Origin of the sequence: Actinomadura sp. 21ATH (assembly GCF_041951345.1) — a bacterium.
Classification (GTDB): Bacteria; Actinomycetota; Actinomycetes; order Streptosporangiales; family Streptosporangiaceae; genus Spirillospora.
Map to the genome: position 1 here is coordinate 430,998 of NZ_JBGNUR010000001.1, position 17,209 is coordinate 448,206.

The window sequence follows — 17,209 nt, forward strand, 5'->3', positions numbered from 1 at the left end:
CGCGTCCTCGGCCTGGCGGCGCGCCTTGTCCTCCGGCGGGAGCTCCGCAGCGCCGCGCGGTCGAGTCCCGCCGCTGGCGAACGTTGCAGCCCGCGCGCGGTCGCGCGGCCCAGTTGACGATCCGGCATGCGGGGACGGCTCATCGACTGACCTCTCGTGTTCACCCGGCTCCACCTTGCCCCTGAGCGGCTTCGGCCCCCGAGGTCGTGAGTTCGGCCTGACCCGGGCGGGACCGGGTCGGGTTGGTGTCCAGCCAGTGCCGCAGCTCCTCGGAGATCAGGTCGACGCCGATCCGGCCGGCGCGCCCGTCCAGGTCACGGAAGATGCACTCACCGTTGCCGAGGTTGCGCAGCACGGCCTTGTGCTCGTCGGACGTCTCCACCCCCAGCAGAGACATGACGTTCCCGACCTCCACGCGTTCGGAGGAGCGGAACGAGAACACCGACGAGAGGCAGTTGGTCACCTGCTCGTTCAAGAGGTCCCCGGCGTTCTGCGACACCAGGATCAGCGCCGTGTTGCGGGAACGGCCCATCCGCGACACCTCGGGGATGAGCTTGGCGCCCTCCGGGGTCGAGGTGATCGCCCACGCCTCGTCCAGGAAGATCGCCTTGGGCATGCGCCGGTCGAGCCCGTGCATCAGCCTCCGGGCGAACTGGGAGACCAGGTACATCAGGGCGACCGACAGGCGCTGCTCGTACGAGTAGTCCTCCCGGGAGATCGCCACGTCCGGCAGGGTCAGCCCGCCGAGCGTGAACACGGTCGTCCAGCCGGCGGTGTCGATGCGCTCGCCGCCGGACGGGTCGAAGCACAGCCGCGCGAGCCGCATCTCCGACATGGAGCGGAGCACGGCGCCGAGGTTCTTGGACGCCGGGTCGGCCGAGCCCTCCAGATGGTCCACGACCTTGCCGAGCGACGGCCGGTCGCCGTTGGCGACGGCGCCGACGGCCTGGATCATCGCGGACTCGCGCTCCTCCGACATCCGCGGCAGCAGCAGCCGCAGCGTCTCGGTGGCCATCGTCTTCTTCGCCGCGAGGTCGTCGCCGAACGAGAACGGGTCCAGCAGCCCCGGCGCGGCCGAGCCCAGCGGCAGCGTCCGCGCCTTCCGGCCGCGCGCCTGCAGCAGCTCGACCAGCGACTCGGCGTCGCCCTTGGGGTCGATCGCCGCGATCGTCACCCCGCGCAGCGCCATCTGATAGATCAGCAGCAGCGCGAGGGTGGTCTTGCCGCCGCCCGGCTCACCGGTGATCGCCACCGCGGTCGGCCGGTTGCGGGCCGCGGCGACCAGCGGGTCGAAGTGCACGATCGACCGCGCCCGGCCGAGCGTCTCGCCGATGTACGGGCCGATCCAGCCCTCGCCGTTGTCGTCGGTGCGGTCGCCGAGGTCGACCGTCGCCACCGGCATCCCGCCCGCGATCGTGCGCAACGGCTGGCGCTGCGCGTACGCGTTGAGCCGCAGCCGGTCGCCCGGCAGCGTCTCCATGAACAGCGAGAACTGGTCGCCGGTCGAGTTCACGACGTCGATGCCGATGTCGCGGTAGTGCTCGACGACCGCGTCCACCCGCTGGGCCAGCAGCTCCTCGGTGGGCGCCGACACGATCAGCCGGTGCCAGCCGTACACGAACGGCAGCCGCTCCTTGGTGATGCCGTGCTCCAGCAGCCGCGCCGCGTCGATCTGCTCGGCCAGCGCGATCGGCGCCTCCACGCCCGCCTCACGGATGTGCTGGTCCATGTCCCGCGCGTGCGCGAGCTTGCGGGAGACGTCCTTGGACGCCTTCGCCGGCGGGATCAGCTTCATCCGCGAGCTGATCTCCACCGGGAACGGCAGCGCGTCCGCGTAGTGGAACCAGGGCTCCCCGTCCGGGAACGGCATCATGTCCGGGAACCGGGCGAACGACAGGTACGCCACGTACGACTGCGCCGTCGCGCCCGGCCCGACACCGTTGAAGTTGGGCTGCTCGACGCGCAGGTAGGAGCGGCCGTTGTGGATGGCGCCCTCCACCAGCGACTCGATCTCGCCCTTGCCCCAGGTCCGCCGCGGCACGGCCGACGGCGGCGGATCGGCGAGCGACGCCGTCACCGCGTGCTGGAACATCCACGCGACCTCGGTCGAGGCGGCGTGCCGCGCGTACAGGGCGGACCCCGCCAGCGCGCGGCCGACCCGTTCGGCCTGGTCGGTCCAGCGCGCGATCTCCTTCTTGTCGATCGCGTCGTCGGTGATGCCGAGGACCTGCTCGCTGCGCTTGTAGAAGCCCAGCCACTGCGCCAGCACCCCGCCGGAGAACTGCGCGCCCACCCCGCGCGGCCCGAGCCGTACGCCGAGGTAGACCTCCTTGGTCCAGAAGTCCTTGGCCCACACGTGGGCGTAGGTCTCCTCCAGGTACTCGCGCCAGCCCGGCCCCCCGTCCGAGGTCCTGTCCAGCGCCAGCGCCCAGTCGGCCGCCGGATACGTGCGGTGCGCGATCCGCAGGTGGATCTCGGCGTCCTGCATCCGGATGCCGGCCAGCGCGATCGTGATGTTGGTGGCGAGCGCCTCGCGCTCCTCGCCGGTGGTGAACTCGTACGACACCGTCGGCAGCCGGAAGTACGCCCAGGCGGCGGTGTCGGTGAGCAGCACCCGGTCGTCGAAGTACCGCACGCCCAGCCGCGTCGACCGCGCCTTCGACGCCCTGCTCATCGCTTCGCTCCGCTCAGCGGCTCGCAGCCGTGCTCACGCACCGGCTTCCCTCGTCGCTCTGGTCGCAAGCTCCCGCCGCTCCTCGGTCCAGCCGGCACGCGACTGCTCGCGGGGCTCATCGAGTGGCCTCCTGCTCCTGCTGACGCTCCTGGTAACGCTCGGGCACCTCGGCGAACCCCCCGGCGACGACGCCGGCGAGGGCCAGGTAGGCGCGCCGGGTCGGTGCGCGCAGGGATCTGAGCTCGTTGCGGGGCGCGCGATCCATGCTCAGATGATCGTCCCACGGGATCCGCACCAGCGCCCGGCAACGGCCGCGCGCCACGGACTCGGCCTGCTCGACGTCGTCCATGCTGCGGCGGCTCACCCCGTTGATGACGGTCACGGCGCGCGAGCGCAGCTCCTCGTACCCGTGGCCGTCGAGCCACTCGTACGTCATCGCCACCGCGCGCGGCGCGTCGGCGCTCGCCGGGGCCACCAGCACGACCTGGTCGGCGTACGGCAGCACCCGCGCGACCACGGCCGCCGCCGCGTCCAGCAGCGTGACCGAGTAGAAGCGGTCGATCGTCCGCATCGCCAGCGCGTAGTCGCGGTCGTCGAGCGCCTGGAGCGGGTTCTTGCCCGCGGCGACGACCTCCAGGCCCGACTTGGCCTGCGACGTGTACCTGCGCATCGCGGTCAGGCTGTTGACCTGGTCGGCGCGCGTGATGAGCCCGGTGAGCGTCTCGTTGGTCTCGCTCCGCGTGCGCCGCGCCAGCGCGCCCGGCCCGGGGTTGACGTCGATCGCCACGACCGGTTCCCCGTTGTGCTGCGCGAACGTGTGCCCCAGCATCAGCGCGGTCACGGTCTGGCCCGCGCCGCCCGTGCACCCGAGGACCACGATGTGCCGCGTCCCCTGGAACGGCTGCTGGAGGCGCTGCTGGTACTCGGCGTCCGCCTCGCCGTGCCCGCCGCCGACCGCGTGGATGAGCCTGCGCAGCCCGCCGCCGCCGTGCGTCTCCTGCTCCGGGTCGGGCGGCGTGATCGCCGGCTCGGACGGCGGCGCGGGCGGAGGCGGCGGCAGCGGCCGCGGCCGCACCGGCGACGCGGGTCCCGACCGCACCTCCCGCGGCGGCTCCTCCTGCACGTACCCGGCCGCGGCCCCGGACATCGGCGCCCGGCTCGCATGCCCCCCGACGGCCCGTTCCACCTGATCCTGCGACTCCTCCTGAACGGGCCACCGCGCCCGCCCGGCCCACTCGTCCTGAGCGGACGGCGCGACCTCCGAGGGCGACTCCGCCCGACCAGGCCGTTCCGCGTACGCGGGCGGCTCCTCGACGGGCAGCTCCTCGGCAGGAAGGTCCCCTGCGGGCCGCTCCGCCTCCGCAGGCGGCTGCGCCTCGTTGGGGGCCCCAGCGGGACGCTCGCCTCGCGGCGCGGGCACAGGGGGCCACACAAGGGCGTCCGTGGTGGCCGCGCGCAGCGGATTGGACAGCTCCTCGGACCACGGCTTGGGCGGCTCCCGCCGGGGGGCCTCCGCGTCGTTCCGTTCCGCCGCCCCGAACGCGCCGGGGACCATCGGGATGTCCGGACGCGTCGGCTTCGCCTGCGCGACCTGGGGAATGTCCGGCCGCGTCTCCGGTGCCCGCTGCGGGATGTCCGGACGCGTGGCGGCGGGCCGCACGTCGCCCGCCGACTCCTCCGCGGTGTCCGCGGGCGCGGCCTGGCCGTCGGACGCCCTGGCCGCTTCGATGCTCTCGTCGCGTTCCACCGTGCCCGTGCGCTCGGCCTCGCTGCGAGCCACCGACTCGGGCCGCGTACCGAACGCGTCCCCATCGGCCGCCGGCTCACCGGCCGCCGCAGGCGCGTCCTCACGCTCCAGCTGCTCCAGCGCGGCGGGCACGCCCTCGCCCTCCGAACCCGCTCCCGACCCGCCGGCCGCGTGCGGATCATCGCCGGGGGCGCCGCCTTGCGGAGATGCGGGCAGGTCGGTGACCGTGTCCGCGGCCGAGGCGGGGGCCTGCCCCGTGGCCGACGTGGACTCGGCGGCGACCTCATCGCCCGCCCCATGCGGCCGCATGGCGGGCGCGTCGCCGGACGAGCCGTCGCCGGGGGCGCCGCCTGGCGGGGAGGCGGGCAGGTCGGTGACCGTGTCCGCGGCCGCAGCGCGAGCCTGCTCAGCGCCCGACGTGGACTCGGCGGCGTGCTGGGCGTCCGGCGTCTGCGGCCGGGTGGCGGGCGCGCCTGGCGGGGAGGCGGGCAGGTCGGTGGCCGTGTTCGCAGCGGAGGCCGGGGGCTGCTCGGTGGGCGGCGTGGGCTCGGCCGCGTGCTGGGCGTCCGATGCCCGCGGCGGGGTGGCGGACGCGTCGGCGGGGGTGGGGGTCTTCCAGAATTCCGGGGGGCTGCCCGCGCGGCGGATGCCGGAGGCGAAGGCGCGCTTGCCGGAGGCGCCGAACTCGAGCTGGGGGGTCGCGGGCGGGCGTTCGAGGTCGGGGCGGGCCTCTTCCTCGTGGGCGATGTCGCGGGTGGAGCGGCGCCAGGGCTTGGCCGCCGGCGCGGCGGGCGCGGAGGCGGCCGGAGGTCCGGCGGCGGGAGCGACGGTGGCGGGCGCGGGTGTGGTGGGGGTGCCGGCGACGTGGACGTCGTCCTCGGTGCCCAGGGTGCCCCAGTCGCGCTGGGCGGCGTGCTCGGCGAGGGGACGGGGCTCGGAGGCGATGGCGGGGGTCGGCGGGAGCGCGGCCGTGGGCGTGAACGCGGGGATCTCCTCGGCGCGCCCTCTCTTGCGGGCCTTGCGGCGGGTCTTGAGGGCGGCGCGTTCGGGGGCCGCGGCGGGGGCGGGGGCCTGCGGGCGGCGCCAGACGCGGGCCACGATGACGACCTCGCGGGGCTCGCGGATGGGGGTCAGCCGGCACCAGGTGCGGGGTTCGGCGAGGTAGCGGGTCTGGGAGAGGAGCAGTTCGGTGAGGCGCTTGCCCTCGATGACGGGGCGGGTCGCCAGCCAGGTGAGGACGCCCGGCGGGACGATGTAGAGGACGTGCCACGGCGACTCGAACGGGATGCCGACGATCTTGAGTAGCAGGATCCAGGGGACGAACACGCCGGCGAACACGCCGATCTGGACGAGTGGCAGCGGCATCGGCAGCCGCAGGTCGTACAGCTTGTACAGCCTCTTCTCGATGCGCCAGATGTTCGTGTACGTGGGTAGATCCACGCCCCTACTCCCCTAACTGTGCGAGCACAGTGCCGCCTGACCCCGGCCGAGGGTCAGGTCAAGTCCACTCCCAGGGCCCGGGCGATCGCCCTGGCCGTGACTTCGATGATGTTCGGTACGTAGAAGATCACCCCGATTCCGATCGCGAGCAGGATGAACTGGACGAACCGCGTGATCTCGCGGGTGAAGAGAAAGAAGATCGCCACGATGGACACGATCACGAGGAACAGCGGGCCGAATATCTGCCGCAGCCAGTCGGCGAGCTGGTCGGTTTGCAGATCGTCGTTCGGCGCCGCCAGGACCTCGAACGGAATCGACGCCATCAAGTGGTGCAGCATCGACTGACTACCTTCCTGGGTCGGCGGGTGCCCCGGGGGGACGGCGTGCGGTCACGCCGCGGTCCCGTCATGACGCACCCGGCTCTGTGGTGCCGCGGATTTCCTTGACGTACCAGGCGTTGTCCTTCTTGACCATCGCCAGCTCGTAGGTCTGCTCCAGCTCGCCGCCCGCGGCGGCGCCGGGGATCTGCCAGGCGACGGTGGCGGTGACCGTGCGGTCGCCGGCGCCGCCGCGGGGCGCGTTGACCTCGCGCACCTGGACGAACGTGACCGAGTCGGGGGTCAGCCCGGTGATCGGGGCGCCGGTGGCGAAGCGCGCCAGCGCGGCCTGGTCGTTGCGCGCGTAAGCCTGGAAGAACGTGGTGAGGACGGGGCTCAGCTCGGTCTCCAGCGCGCTGTCGCGTTCCCGTACGCCCTGCTGCGGCAGCGCGGCCTTGGCGGGCGGGGGCAGCAGCGCGGGACGGGCGGAGATGACGAACGCGCCGTTGCTGCTGTAGACGGGGACGGCCAGCCGGAACCACTTGTCCGCGCTGCGGGCGAGGACGGTGACGACCGCGTTGTTGGCGTCGCGCGCGTCGACCCCGGCGACCTGGACGGACTGGACCTGGGACTGGCCGACGCCGTTCCAGCCGAACTGCCCGTCGGCGCCCTCGGGGATGAACGCGCGCAGCTGCGCCTCGCGGGCGGCGGCGCTCTTCTGGTCGTAGTTCAGGTAGACGCTGGCGAACTGGAGCGCGAAGGCGCCGCCGGCGCTGGCGGGGAAGCCGGCGCCCTTCTGGGGCGACGCGCCGCCGCCGGAGGCCGCGGTGTCGGACGTGAAGCGCTCGAACGGGGCGCGGATGCCGTTGACGAGGATGACGATGATGACCGCCCACAGGATGGCGCGGCCGAGCCAGACCCACCAGCGGCCGCCGGAGCCGCCCCAGCGGCCCGCGCGCGAGCGGTCGCCGCCCCGGGCGGCGCCGTTCGCCCGCCGATCGTCGGCGGGCGGGAGTGCGCGCTCCTGCTCCACGGCGGTCTCCCGGCCGTGTGCCACGGCCGACCTGCGAGCCATCCTGCCTCCGCTCGCGCCTCGCCCCCGGTCGGCGCGGTCATCTGTGCAACTGGTCGTGTAACGGGGTGCGGTTTCGCGAACCCACTTCGGCCCAGCGTAACCACGAGCGTCAATTCTTCCAGCGCATCGGGGCGAAGCACAGCCCCGGCACGCGGTTGTGGATAAGGCGATCCACCTCGGTCGTGCCGGGATGGATTGCCAAACGGTGACGATCTCCTATCCAGGACTCCGAACGACGTGCGAAAGGCGGTTCCGGACAAGCACCCCGGACCGGATGGGTGCTTGGTCACCGCGTGGCGCGCCGGAGCGCAATCTCTTCCCGTCAAATCCGACATCGTGCCTTTTTTGCGACAAAACACCACGCGACACGCCGACCGGCGGGCCATGAGAATCTGGCCTCCGGGCTGCCCCTTCGACACTCGCGACCGGCGCAACTTACACGTTGAAACGGAACTCCACCACGTCGCCATCGCGCATGACGTAGTCCTTGCCCTCCATGCGGACCTTGCCGGCGGTACGGGCGGCGGCCATCGACCCCTCGGCGACCAGGTCGTCGTACGAGACGATCTCGGCCTTGATGAAGCCGCGTTGGAAGTCGGTGTGGATGACGCCGGCGGCCTCGGGGGCGGTGTCGCCCTTGCGGATCGTCCAGGCGCGGGCCTCCTTGGGCCCGGCGGTCAGGTAAGTCTGGAGGCCGAGGGTGTCGAAGCCGATCCGGACGAGCTGCGACAGGCCGGACTCCTCCTGGCCCATCCCCTGGAGGAGTTCGAGGGCCTCGTCGTCCGGCAGCTCGATCAGCTCGGCCTCGATCTTGGCGTCCAGGAAGATCGCCTCCGCCGGGGCGACCATGTCGCGCAGCCGGGACCGCAGGGCCTCGTCGGTGAGCTCTTCCTCGTCCAGGTTGAACACGTACAGGAACGGCTTGGCGGTGAGCAGGTGCAGCTCGCGCAGGAGGGCCAGGTCGATCCCGGCGCGCTCGGCGCCGGCGAAGAGCGTGGTGCCGTCGTTCAGCAGCTTCTGCGCGGCGGTGACGGCCTCGACGACGGCGAGCTGGTCCTTGTCCTTCTTGGTGCGCGCCTCCTTCTCCAGGCGCGGCAGGGCCTTCTCGATCGTCTGGAGGTCGGCCAGGATCAGCTCGGTGTTGATCGTCTCGATGTCGCGCAGCGGGTCGGTGTCGCCGTCCACATGGGTGACGTCCGGGTCGTCGAACGCGCGGATGACCTGGCAGATCGCGTTCGTCTCGCGGATGTTGGCCAGGAACTTGTTGCCCAGGCCCTGCCCCTCGGAGGCGCCCTTGACGATGCCGGCGATGTCGACGAACTCCATCGTCGCCGGCAGGATCCTGGCCGAGCCGAAGATCTCCGCCAGCCGGTCCAGCCGGGGATCGGGCACGCCGACGACGCCGACGTTGGGCTCGATGGTCGCGAACGGGTAGTTCGCGGCCAGCGCGTCGTTCTTGGTCAGCGCGTTGAACAGCGTGGACTTGCCGACGTTGGGCAGCCCGACGATTCCGATGGAGAGGCTCACGGCGGACAAGTTTATGGGCCGCGCGGACCACGGCGGGACGACGCCCGGGTGAACGGAGACCTTCGGTCAGGCTTCGGCGCCGCGCAGGAACTCGGCGATGTGCCGGAACGCCGCCTTCCCCTCCGGGACGAAGTCGGCGAACACCGTGAAGACGTGCATCAGCCCGTCCCACTCCTGGTAGACGGCCCGGACGCCGGCGGCGCGGGCGCGCTCGGCCAGGTCGCGGGTCTCGTCCCGGAGGATCTCCGAGCCGCTGGCGACCAGCAGCAGCGGCGGCAGGCCGGACAGGTCGCCGTGCAGCGGCGCGAAGACCGGGTCCTCCTTGGCCTTGCCGGCGCAGAAGCGGCGGCCGAGCCAGGCGAGCTTGCGGGCCGGGATGATCGATTCGCTGCGCGCGTTGAGCCGGTGCGAGTCGGACTCGCAGAGCAGGTCGACCCATGGGGACAGGCAGACGGCGGCCGCGGGGAGGCCGGTGCCGCGCTCCTTGAGCTTCAGCAGGAGGGCGAGGGCCAGGTGGCCGCCCGCCGAGTCGCCGCCGACCACGATGTCGTCGGGCGCGTACCCGCTGCGCAGGAGGAAGTCGTACGCGCCGACCGCGTCCTCCAGCGCGTCGGCGGGCGTGTGGTCGGGGACGAGCCGGTAGTCCGGCACCAGGACGGGACGGCCGGTGGCCGCCGACAGCCGCCAGCTGGACGGGCGGTAGAGGCGGGCGCTGCCGAAGAAGTAGCCGCCGCCGTGCAGGTAGAGGAAGACCTTGCGCTCGTCGGGCGCGCCGGCCCGGACCCACTCGGCCTCGCAGGTCCCGAGGTCGGTGCGGGCGACGGCGACGCCGCGCGGGACGCTCTGGACGCGGGCGAACAGGTCGTTGCCGCGCTGGAAGCGGCGGAGCCCGGCGTCGGTGTCGGGCAGCGAGTTCCAGGCGGTCATGATCGCGGAACGCAGGATCCGGCCAACGATCCGGGCCTGGAGGCTGGGCGGGCCGCCGGGTTCGAGGGCGAGCGCGGCCATCACCCGCCGCTCCGCTGCCGTCCGTGCCACGGGCCTCACCGCGGTCTGCTCCGTGCTGGTGGTCAAGGCGTCCTCCTCGCAACGGCGGGGGTGCCGAACGATGCCGGGGGTGCACCGTTCTCTTCCGGTATGAGGATGTAAGTGAGCGCTGAGTCTAATGTCCGATGCGACGCGTGTCCCGGCGCGTCGCACCGGCGCCGCCCTGATCCGCTGTCACGATGAACGGATGGATCTCGCGCTGTTCGCCGGACTCGCCCTCGGGGCCGCGCTCGGCGCGGTTGTCGGGTTCGCGCTGGCGACCGGCCGGCAGGGCACGCTGATCGCCCGCGCCCGCGCCGCGGAGGAGAAGCTCGCGTACGCCGAGGAGCGGATGGCCGAGCACTTCGAGAACCTCTCGGCCAAGGCCCTGGACGCCAGCAACCAGCGGTTCCTGGAGCTGGCCGACGCCCGCCTCCGGACCGCCGGCGCCGAGGCCGCGGGCGAGCTGGAACGCCGCAAGCAGGCCGTCGAGCACCTCGTCGCCCCGCTCCGCGAGACCCTCGGCAAGGTCGAGGAGCAGCTGCGCGAGCTGGAGACCGGCCGCCGCGAGTCGCACGCCATGCTGGCCAAGCAGGTCGAGTTCGTCCGGCAGAGCTCCGAGCAGCTGCGCGGCGAGACGCACGCGCTCGTCCGGGCCCTCCAGCGCCCCGAGGCCCGCGGCCGGTGGGGCGAGCTCCAGCTGCGCCGGGTCGTCGAGCTGGCCGGGATGGCCCACCACTGCGACTTCGACGAGCAGGCCACCGCCGCGACCGAGGACGGCACCGTACGGCCCGACATGGTCGTCCGGCTCGCCGGCGGCAAGAACATCGTCGTCGACTCCAAGGTCTCGCTCGCCGCGTACCTGGAGGCCGCCGAGTCCGGCGACCCGGTACGGCTCGACGCGCACGCCCGGCACCTGCGCGACCACGTCGACCGGCTCGCGGCCAAGTCGTACTGGCAGGCGTTCAGCCCGGCCCCGGAGTTCGTGGTGCTGTTCATCCCGGGCGAGGCGTTCCTGGCGCCCGCGCTGGACCGCGACCCGGCCCTGCTGGAGTACGCGATGCGCCGCCGCGTCCACATCGCGACGCCGACGACGCTGGTCACGATGCTGCGCACCGCGTCGTACGCGTGGCAGCAGGCGGCGCTGTCGCGCAACGCCCGGGCGGTGTTCGACCTCGGCAAGGAGCTGTACGAGCGGCTCGGCACGATGGGCGGCCACATGGACGAGCTGGGCCGCTCGCTGACCAACGCCGTCAAGACCTACAACCGCACGGTGGGCTCCCTGGAGACGCGCGTCCTGGTCAGCGCCCGCCGGCTGAACGAGCTCGGCGTGGTGGACGGCCCGCTGGACGGGCCGGACCCGGTCGAGGAGAGCCCCCGCGCGCTGTCGGCGGCCGAGCTGACCGACGGCGCGGCCGCCGGCGAACCGGTAGGTTTCGGCGGACGGGCCGTCCCTGACCAGAACGACCGGCGGGAGAGGTGGCCATGAGTTCGACGACGGTACGCGAGGTGCCCGCGGGCGGCTCGCCGGAGGCTGGGGGTCGAGTGCGAGGTCAGCGCGGCCGCTCCGGCGCCGCCCGTACCGGGGCGGCGATCACCCTGACCGGGCGCGGCGGCGTCGTCGTGCTCTTCGCGGCCGGCCTGCTCGGCGCGCTGCCCGCCCGCTGGTTCGACGCGCCGCTGCTGGCGGGCGCCGCGTTCGCGATCGGCTGCGCGCTGGCCGCGCTGGCCACCCGGCCGGCCGACCTGCTGACGCTGGCGGTGAGCCCGCCGGCGGTCTTCCTGGCCGTCACGCTGATCGCCGAGTTCGTGACCTCGATCGGCGAGGGGTCGCTGCTGCGGGGTGTCACGCTGGGCGTGCTGGCGTCGCTGGCCTCCACCGCGCCGTGGCTGTTCGGCGGGACGCTGCTGCTGCTGGCGATCAGCGTTCCGCGCGGGCTGCCGGCCGCCGTCCGCGACCTGCGCGGCCGGCTCGCCGGGGGGCGGCTGTTCGAGACCGAGGAGAACGAGAACCCGGTCCGCTGGGAGGAGCCCCCGGCGCCGCGCGGCCGCCGCGCCGCCCCGCGCGAGCGCACCGAGGACGCGAGCTGACCGTCCCCGGGCACGGCCTCGGGACCCGGCCCGGGGGCGCGGGGCTCAGCCGACCGGCGTGATCGGCAGCGCGCGCAGGTCCTTGCGGAGCTCGTGCGGGAGGGCGAAGCGCATGCTCTCCGGCACGGACTCGATCTCCTGGACGTCGCCGTAGCCGCGCTCGGCCAGCCAGGCGAGCACGCCCTGGACCAGCTCGTCCGGGACGGAGGCGCCGCTGGTGACGCCGACCGTGCCGACGCCGTCCAGCCAGGACTCGTCGATCTGCTCGGCGTAGTCGACCAGGTGCGCGTCGTCGGCGCCGTGCTCCTTGGCGACCTCGACCAGGCGCACCGAGTTGGACGAGTTCGTCGAGCCGACCACGATCACCAGCTGGGACTGGGCGGCCATCTCCTTGACCGCGACCTGGCGGTTCTGGGTGGCGTAGCAGATGTCGTCCGACGGCGGGTCCATCAGGTTCGGGAACCGCTCGCGCAGCTTCTCCACGGTCGCGATCGTCTCGTCCACCGACAGGGTGGTCTGCGACAGCCAGGCGACCTTGCCGGGGTCGCGGACCTGGACGTTGGCGACGTCGTCGGGGCCGTCGACCAGGTGGATGTGGTCGGGGGCCTCGCCGGTGGTGCCGATGACCTCCTCGTGGCCCTCGTGCCCGATCAGCAGGATGTCGTAGTCGTCCTTGGCGAACCGGACGGCCTCCTTGTGGACCTTGGTCACCAGCGGGCAGGTGGCGTCGATGGTGCGCAGGTTCAGCCCCTGGGCCTCCTCGTGCACCACCGGGGCGACGCCGTGGGCGGAGAAGACCACGATGGCGCCCTCGGGCACCTCCTCGGTCTCGTCCACGAAGATCGCGCCGCGCTCTTCCAGGGTCTTCACGACGTGCACGTTGTGCACGATCTGCTTCCGCACGTAGATGGGCGCCCCGTACTTCTCCAGGGCGATCTCGACCGTCTGCACGGCCCGGTCCACGCCCGCGCAGTAACCACGCGGCTTTGCGAGCAGGACACGGCGCTGGCTGTTGGAGGTCATGCCCCTATCGTACGAGCCGTGCCAGGAGCCCCGCACAGTACGAGTGCGTGCGGGAGGGGCAGATGTGACTCACTCCACGACGCTGTTGACTAGAAATCCAGTAGCCCGGGGTGACCGTCCCCGAACGCATGGGGCAGAGTGATATTCGACAGACGGCCTGATGGAACCCGGGGGAACCGGTCCGGAGCAGGGAGATGGAGACGATGACGAAATCGCCGCGCCGCCTCAAGGAGCAGGTCCGCGACACGGTGGGCGAGCAGGTTCGTGACCTCCCGCTGCACGCGGTCCGGCTGGCGATGTTCGGGGTGGGCCGGGCGCTGCTGCTGAGCGACCGGGTGACCAAGGACTACAAGGAGATCACCGAGGGCGGCGGCGTGAAGCCGGTGATCGGGCGGCTGCGCGACGACGTCCAGCACACGGCGGAGAAGGTCGTCGGGACGGTCGTCGAGCGCGTCCGCGGCGGCGACTCCGAGCCGGAGCCCGCGCCGGAGCGGGCGTTCGGCCGCCCGTCCGCCGCCAGGACGGCGGCGAAGGCGGCGCCTGAGGCGGCGGCGAAGCCCGACGCGGAGATCTCGGTCGGCAAGCCCAAGCCCGCCGCGGCCCCCGCGCCCAAGCCGAAGGCCGAGCCCGAGGCCAAGGCGAAGGCGGAGCCCGAGGCCAAGGTGAAGGCGGAGCCCGCGCCGAAGCCCGAGGCCAAGCCGGCTCCGAAGCCCGAGGCGAAGGCCGAGCCCGCTCCGAAGCCCGCGCCCGCCGTGAAGCCCGAGCCCGCCCCCAAGGCGGAGGACGCTCCGTTCGAGCCGCGGCCCGAGGCGAAGCCCGCCGCGCCCGCCGAGGCCGAGAAGATCGCCGCCGAGCTGCCCGTGCCCGACTACGACGCGGCCACGCTGCCGCAGCTGCGCGCCCGGCTGCGCGGCCTGTCGGTGGAGCAGGTGAAGCTGCTGCGCGAGTACGAGAGCAAGCACGCCGCCCGCGAGGACGTCCTGCGCATGTACGAGAACCGAATTGCGAAACTGAATGGGCAGGGCTGACCTGGCGATTCTGTGGGCGGTCGATCATGATTCTCCCTCCGAGGGCACATCGGGGGCACTCGCGCTCTCGCTGGACTGCTCCGGCTCGAAGAATTCATCGACCGCCTTGCGCCCGATGTCGCGGGTGTCCGGCATGAAATGACCATAGGTCCGCAGCGTGAATCCGGGGTCGGTGTGGCCGAGCCACGCCGCGACTTTCAGGATGTCGGCGCCGGCCGCCACCTCCAGGCTCGCGAACGTATGCCTCAGCCCGTGGAACCGGCCGTTCTCGTCCGGGGGCGGCGGCGCGCCCGCCGCCTTCCGGGCCGCGGTCCAGGTGTGCTGGAAGCTCTGCCGGTACCACGGCTGCCCGCCCGGCCCGACGAACAGCAGCGTGTAGGTGCGCATCTTGCCGCCCGGGCGCTGCCACGGCAGCTTCACCTCGACGGGCTTGCGCTTCTTGATCTGCTCGGTCAGCCGGCGCGCGAGCGCATCGCTCAGCGGGACCTCGCGCTCCTTGCCGCCCTTGGGCAGGTCGTACACCAGGTGGTACCTGCCCTGGTCGTCCTTGACCCGCTTGATCTGGCGGCGGACGAGGATCTTGCGGTCGGCGCCGAGGAAGACGATGTCCTCCAGGGCGAAGGCGAACACCTCGCTCTCGCGCATGCCCGCGCCGGCGCCCAGGTCGACGATGGCCGGCTGCTGGTGGCGCCGGTCGACCTCGTCCCGGGCGGCGGTCACCATCTGCAGCGTCCACGGCACGATGATCCGCTCCGGGGCGTCCGGCAGCTTCACCGACTTGGCGTGCATCGGGTTGCGCAGCATCCGGCCGTCCTCGACCGCCACGTTCAGGATGGAGGCGAGCGTGGTGCCGATCTGGTGGATGTAGCCGGGCGAGAGCCCTTTGGCCTCCAGGCTCTTGATCCACCGGCGCATCAGGCTCGGTGACTTGGCCAGGTCGCGGAGCTTGCGGTGCCCGATCGGTGAGGTGCCCTCGGCCCGGCGGGTCCGCTCGGTGCGTGGCACGTCGTAGATGTGCGCCAGGTGCTTGTCGATCGTCTCGAGCGAGGCAGGGTCGGCGACGTGGTCCCGGCGCCACTGCTTGGCGAACTGCTCGAGGGTGATCTCGCCGGCCTCGCGCGAGATATAGGTGTCCTCGGCCAGCTCGACGGCGGTCTTCGCGGCGAAGGCTTCGGCATAGACGTCGGGGTCGGTTTCGTCCCGGCCGCCGCCGCGGTGCTCGAAGTTGCGCTTCTCCTGGCGGCGCTTCCCATCGGCGCCGATGGTGTCCCAGCGGACCTGCCAGCGCATGCCGACGCCGTGGACGGCGGTCGGGTAGAGGCGGTTCTTACCGCGGCCGCATTTGCACGGCCTGTCGCGTTTGCGGGGGTCGGGGTGATCAGGTTGCGGGTGGGTTTTGTGCCATCGGTCATAGACCAGCATTCCGGTTTCCGTGGTGTGCGGAGACAGGGGAACCGACCCCGGGAGCGGGGACCCGGGGCCGGCGTGTTGACCTGTCAGCCGTGCTTTCGGTGCAGCGGTGTCAGGTCTTTGCTGGCGAGGGCGGCCACGGTGTTGAGCGCGCGGGTTTCGTCGTCCATGTGTCCGACGAGGTTGTCTTCCATGTCGTAGGACCTGCGCTTGAGGTCCCGGATCGCGCGGTAGATGATCAGACCGACGATGAAGACGGCGGCGATGATCGCGGCCTGTCCTGCGATGATGACGCAGACCAGGCCGGCGTTGTAGGCGGCCCCCGCCCCGAGCCCGGGTCCATGGGTCAGGGCGAGTGTGGCGCCCGCGCCAGCGAATGCGGTCAGCGCGAGGCTGACGACTCCGAGTACATAGCGGAGCTGCTTTTCGGTTCGGTCGCTACGCCTCCCCCTCCGGACTTTGGTGACATCTTCGTCGTAGCCCACTGACTGTGCCCCTTCTGCCCATGACGCCGCATGATCAGTTGCGAAAAATCCACAATGATCTTTCTTTCGGCGTCGTTTCGTACTCTCTGTCCTCCCCGGTGGTTGTCACATAGTGGTTCATAGGGCACAGACGGCGACGATCACTAACAGGTGACAAGACCCTTACCTGACTGAGAGTGTCCGAAATGTCAGGCCACTCAACCCGTTTTGTTACGGTCCGCAATCAAGTCAGATGTGCTGTCCGAATTCGGACTACCTTCTGGCTCACTGGTTTCATCGTTCGAGTCCTGCTCAACGGGACCATCGACACTGAGGCTGGTAACCGCGTACGCCACCAAGTTCGCGAACGAGCGCGCCAACTCGGGGTTTCGGCGCATCTCCTCCACCCAGCGGTCGCGCTCTGCCTCGGCGGCCGCAAGCGATTCGGCCGGCGACGGCCGCACGGAGTGGGAGCCCTCCGGCGGCGTCCACAGGCCGAGGCTACGGCGGACGTAGATGATGTCCAGCTGCAGCAGTTCCGCGATGTCGTCGGCGCGGTCGTCGGGGACGCGGGCCTGGCCGCGCTCGTAGACGGTGACGCGGGAGGTGTCGACCCCCAGCGCTCGAGCGAAGGCGCCGGCGGTCTCGTACCCCCGCCGGCGGCGCTGCTCACGTAGCCAGCGCCCTGCCTGCTCCTTGCTGACGGGCTCCTTCTTGGCGGTCATGACCCAACAGTATTGCGCAGAGCGCATTGCGCAGCTAGAGACAGGCACCTAACCTCGACGCGTTGCGCGCAAGCTTGACGCGCATTGCGCAATGCGCATATCTTTCGGGCATGCCGCAGATCGAAGCAACCCCCCTGACCGTCCACTGGGGCAAGCGGATCCGGATGGCCCGCCAGAAGCGGGAGCTGTCCCTGAACGCCATGGCTCGAATGCTGGAGATCGACGCCGGGAACCTCTCGCGCGTCGAGCGCGGGCTGCAGCGCCTCTCCGACGAGATGCGCGTCCGCGTCGCCACGGGCCTCGGTGAGCGGGTCGACGAGCTGTTCGCCCACCCCGAGCCGGACGACCAGCCCGCGAAGCAGGACGCCTGATGGCCACCAGAACCAAGGCCAAGGCCGAGACCGCGCCGGTGCGCGAGGGCTACGGCACCACGGCGGAGGTGGCCGAGTACACGGGCTTCAAGGTCGGCACGCTCCGCAACTGGCGCTGGCGCGGTGGAGGCCCGGAGTTCACCGGCCGAGGCGCCGGCGTCCGCTACGCGTGGGACGACGTCGAGCGCTGGATGCGCGAGCGCAAGCGCCCCTGAACCAAAGCGAGGCCCGGCAGCTCTGTCACAGCCGCCGAGCCCCTAGCCCATCCATCCATCCCTCACGAAAGGAAGG

The 17,209-nt window shown here is 72.0% G+C and carries 15 protein-coding genes; 5 read left to right on the forward strand and 10 right to left on the reverse strand.

Features of this window, described 5'->3' with window-relative positions:
* Positions 1–160: 160 nt before the first annotated feature.
* From ACA361_RS02095 to ACA361_RS02120, 6 genes are all read right to left on the reverse strand, one after another.
* Positions 161–2,674 carry an ATP-binding protein gene (locus ACA361_RS02095; RefSeq protein WP_375010032.1) on the reverse strand — a complete coding sequence of 838 codons (2,514 nt, stop codon included), beginning with the start codon at positions 2,672–2,674 and terminating at the stop codon, positions 161–163.
* 115 nt (positions 2,675–2,789) lie between these two features.
* Entirely contained in the window at positions 2,790–5,861 is a 3,072-nt protein-coding gene (locus tag ACA361_RS02100; protein WP_375010033.1) for a TcpE family conjugal transfer membrane protein, read from the reverse strand.
* A 53-nt stretch (positions 5,862–5,914) separates the two neighbouring features.
* Complete coding sequence (locus ACA361_RS02105; RefSeq protein WP_375010034.1) at positions 5,915–6,199, reverse strand: hypothetical protein; 285 nt, start codon at positions 6,197–6,199, stop codon at positions 5,915–5,917.
* Between the two features lie 67 nt (positions 6,200–6,266).
* Positions 6,267–7,253, reverse strand: coding sequence for a conjugal transfer protein (locus tag ACA361_RS02110; RefSeq protein WP_375010035.1), 987 nt, complete (start codon positions 7,251–7,253; stop codon positions 6,267–6,269).
* Between the two features lie 435 nt (positions 7,254–7,688).
* Complete coding sequence (gene ychF / locus ACA361_RS02115; RefSeq protein ID WP_375010036.1) at positions 7,689–8,780, reverse strand: redox-regulated ATPase YchF; 1,092 nt, start codon at positions 8,778–8,780, stop codon at positions 7,689–7,691.
* Between the two features lie 66 nt (positions 8,781–8,846).
* Entirely contained in the window at positions 8,847–9,854 is a 1,008-nt protein-coding gene (locus ACA361_RS02120) for an alpha/beta hydrolase (protein ID WP_375010037.1), read from the reverse strand.
* Between the two features lie 160 nt (positions 9,855–10,014).
* Between ACA361_RS02120 and ACA361_RS02125 the strand changes: the two genes are divergently transcribed.
* A complete protein-coding gene (locus ACA361_RS02125) occupies positions 10,015–11,295 on the forward strand; it encodes a DNA recombination protein RmuC (RefSeq protein WP_375010038.1) in 1,281 nt (426 codons plus the stop codon).
* The gene (locus ACA361_RS02130) at positions 11,292–11,897 is read left to right on the forward strand and encodes a DUF6542 domain-containing protein (RefSeq protein WP_375010039.1); all 606 of its coding nucleotides are present in this window, start codon (positions 11,292–11,294) and stop codon (positions 11,895–11,897) included. Before ACA361_RS02125 ends, ACA361_RS02130 begins: the two co-directional genes overlap by 4 nt.
* A gap of 45 nt (positions 11,898–11,942) precedes the next feature.
* Here ACA361_RS02130 and ACA361_RS02135 read toward each other — a convergent pair whose 3' ends face one another.
* Positions 11,943–12,920: a 4-hydroxy-3-methylbut-2-enyl diphosphate reductase gene (locus ACA361_RS02135; RefSeq protein WP_375010040.1), complete on the reverse strand. Its 978-nt coding sequence runs from the start codon at positions 12,918–12,920 to the stop codon at positions 11,943–11,945.
* 203 nt (positions 12,921–13,123) lie between these two features.
* Between ACA361_RS02135 and ACA361_RS02140 the strand changes: the two genes are divergently transcribed.
* Complete coding sequence (locus ACA361_RS02140) at positions 13,124–13,948, forward strand: hypothetical protein (protein ID WP_375010041.1); 825 nt, start codon at positions 13,124–13,126, stop codon at positions 13,946–13,948.
* 24 nt (positions 13,949–13,972) lie between these two features.
* Here the strand turns inward: ACA361_RS02140 and ACA361_RS02145 are convergent, their stop codons facing one another.
* From ACA361_RS02145 to ACA361_RS02155, 3 genes are all read right to left on the reverse strand, one after another.
* Positions 13,973–15,238, reverse strand: coding sequence for a tyrosine-type recombinase/integrase (locus tag ACA361_RS02145; RefSeq protein ID WP_375010042.1), 1,266 nt, complete (start codon positions 15,236–15,238; stop codon positions 13,973–13,975).
* A 206-nt stretch (positions 15,239–15,444) separates the two neighbouring features.
* On the reverse strand, positions 15,445–15,843 hold the full coding sequence (locus ACA361_RS02150; protein ID WP_375010043.1) for a hypothetical protein: 399 nt from the start codon (positions 15,841–15,843) through the stop codon (positions 15,445–15,447).
* Between the two features lie 197 nt (positions 15,844–16,040).
* On the reverse strand, positions 16,041–16,547 hold the full coding sequence (locus tag ACA361_RS02155) for a helix-turn-helix domain-containing protein (protein WP_375010044.1): 507 nt from the start codon (positions 16,545–16,547) through the stop codon (positions 16,041–16,043).
* A gap of 110 nt (positions 16,548–16,657) precedes the next feature.
* Here ACA361_RS02155 and ACA361_RS02160 point away from each other — a divergent pair, with 110 nt between their 5' ends.
* A complete protein-coding gene (locus ACA361_RS02160) occupies positions 16,658–16,918 on the forward strand; it encodes a helix-turn-helix domain-containing protein (protein ID WP_375010045.1) in 261 nt (86 codons plus the stop codon).
* Positions 16,918–17,133 (forward strand): helix-turn-helix domain-containing protein, encoded by a 216-nt coding sequence (locus tag ACA361_RS02165; protein WP_375010046.1) that lies wholly within the window; start codon positions 16,918–16,920, stop codon positions 17,131–17,133. The genes ACA361_RS02160 and ACA361_RS02165 overlap by 1 nt, the downstream gene beginning before the upstream one ends.
* Positions 17,134–17,209: the final 76 nt, after the last annotated feature.

Bases quoted from the DNA above. Each gene is read 5' to 3' on its own strand.
- ACA361_RS02140 (WP_375010041.1), top strand. From the start codon at position 13,124: ATGACGAAATCGCCGCGCCGCCTCAAGGAGCAGGTCCGCGACACGGTG.
- ACA361_RS02095 (WP_375010032.1), bottom strand. From the start codon at position 2,674: ATGAGCAGGGCGTCGAAGGCGCGGTCGACGCGGCTGGGCGTGCGGTAC.
- ACA361_RS02145 (WP_375010042.1), bottom strand. From the start codon at position 15,238: ATGCGCTGGCAGGTCCGCTGGGACACCATCGGCGCCGATGGGAAGCGC.
- ACA361_RS02105 (WP_375010034.1), bottom strand. From the start codon at position 6,199: ATGCTGCACCACTTGATGGCGTCGATTCCGTTCGAGGTCCTGGCGGCG.
- ACA361_RS02110 (WP_375010035.1), bottom strand. From the start codon at position 7,253: ATGGCTCGCAGGTCGGCCGTGGCACACGGCCGGGAGACCGCCGTGGAG.
- ACA361_RS02165 (WP_375010046.1), top strand. From the start codon at position 16,918: ATGGCCACCAGAACCAAGGCCAAGGCCGAGACCGCGCCGGTGCGCGAG.
- ACA361_RS02135 (WP_375010040.1), bottom strand. From the start codon at position 12,920: ATGACCTCCAACAGCCAGCGCCGTGTCCTGCTCGCAAAGCCGCGTGGT.
- ACA361_RS02160 (WP_375010045.1), top strand. From the start codon at position 16,658: ATGCCGCAGATCGAAGCAACCCCCCTGACCGTCCACTGGGGCAAGCGG.
- ACA361_RS02125 (WP_375010038.1), top strand. From the start codon at position 10,015: ATGGATCTCGCGCTGTTCGCCGGACTCGCCCTCGGGGCCGCGCTCGGC.
- ACA361_RS02155 (WP_375010044.1), bottom strand. From the start codon at position 16,547: ATGACCGCCAAGAAGGAGCCCGTCAGCAAGGAGCAGGCAGGGCGCTGG.
- ACA361_RS02130 (WP_375010039.1), top strand. From the start codon at position 11,292: ATGAGTTCGACGACGGTACGCGAGGTGCCCGCGGGCGGCTCGCCGGAG.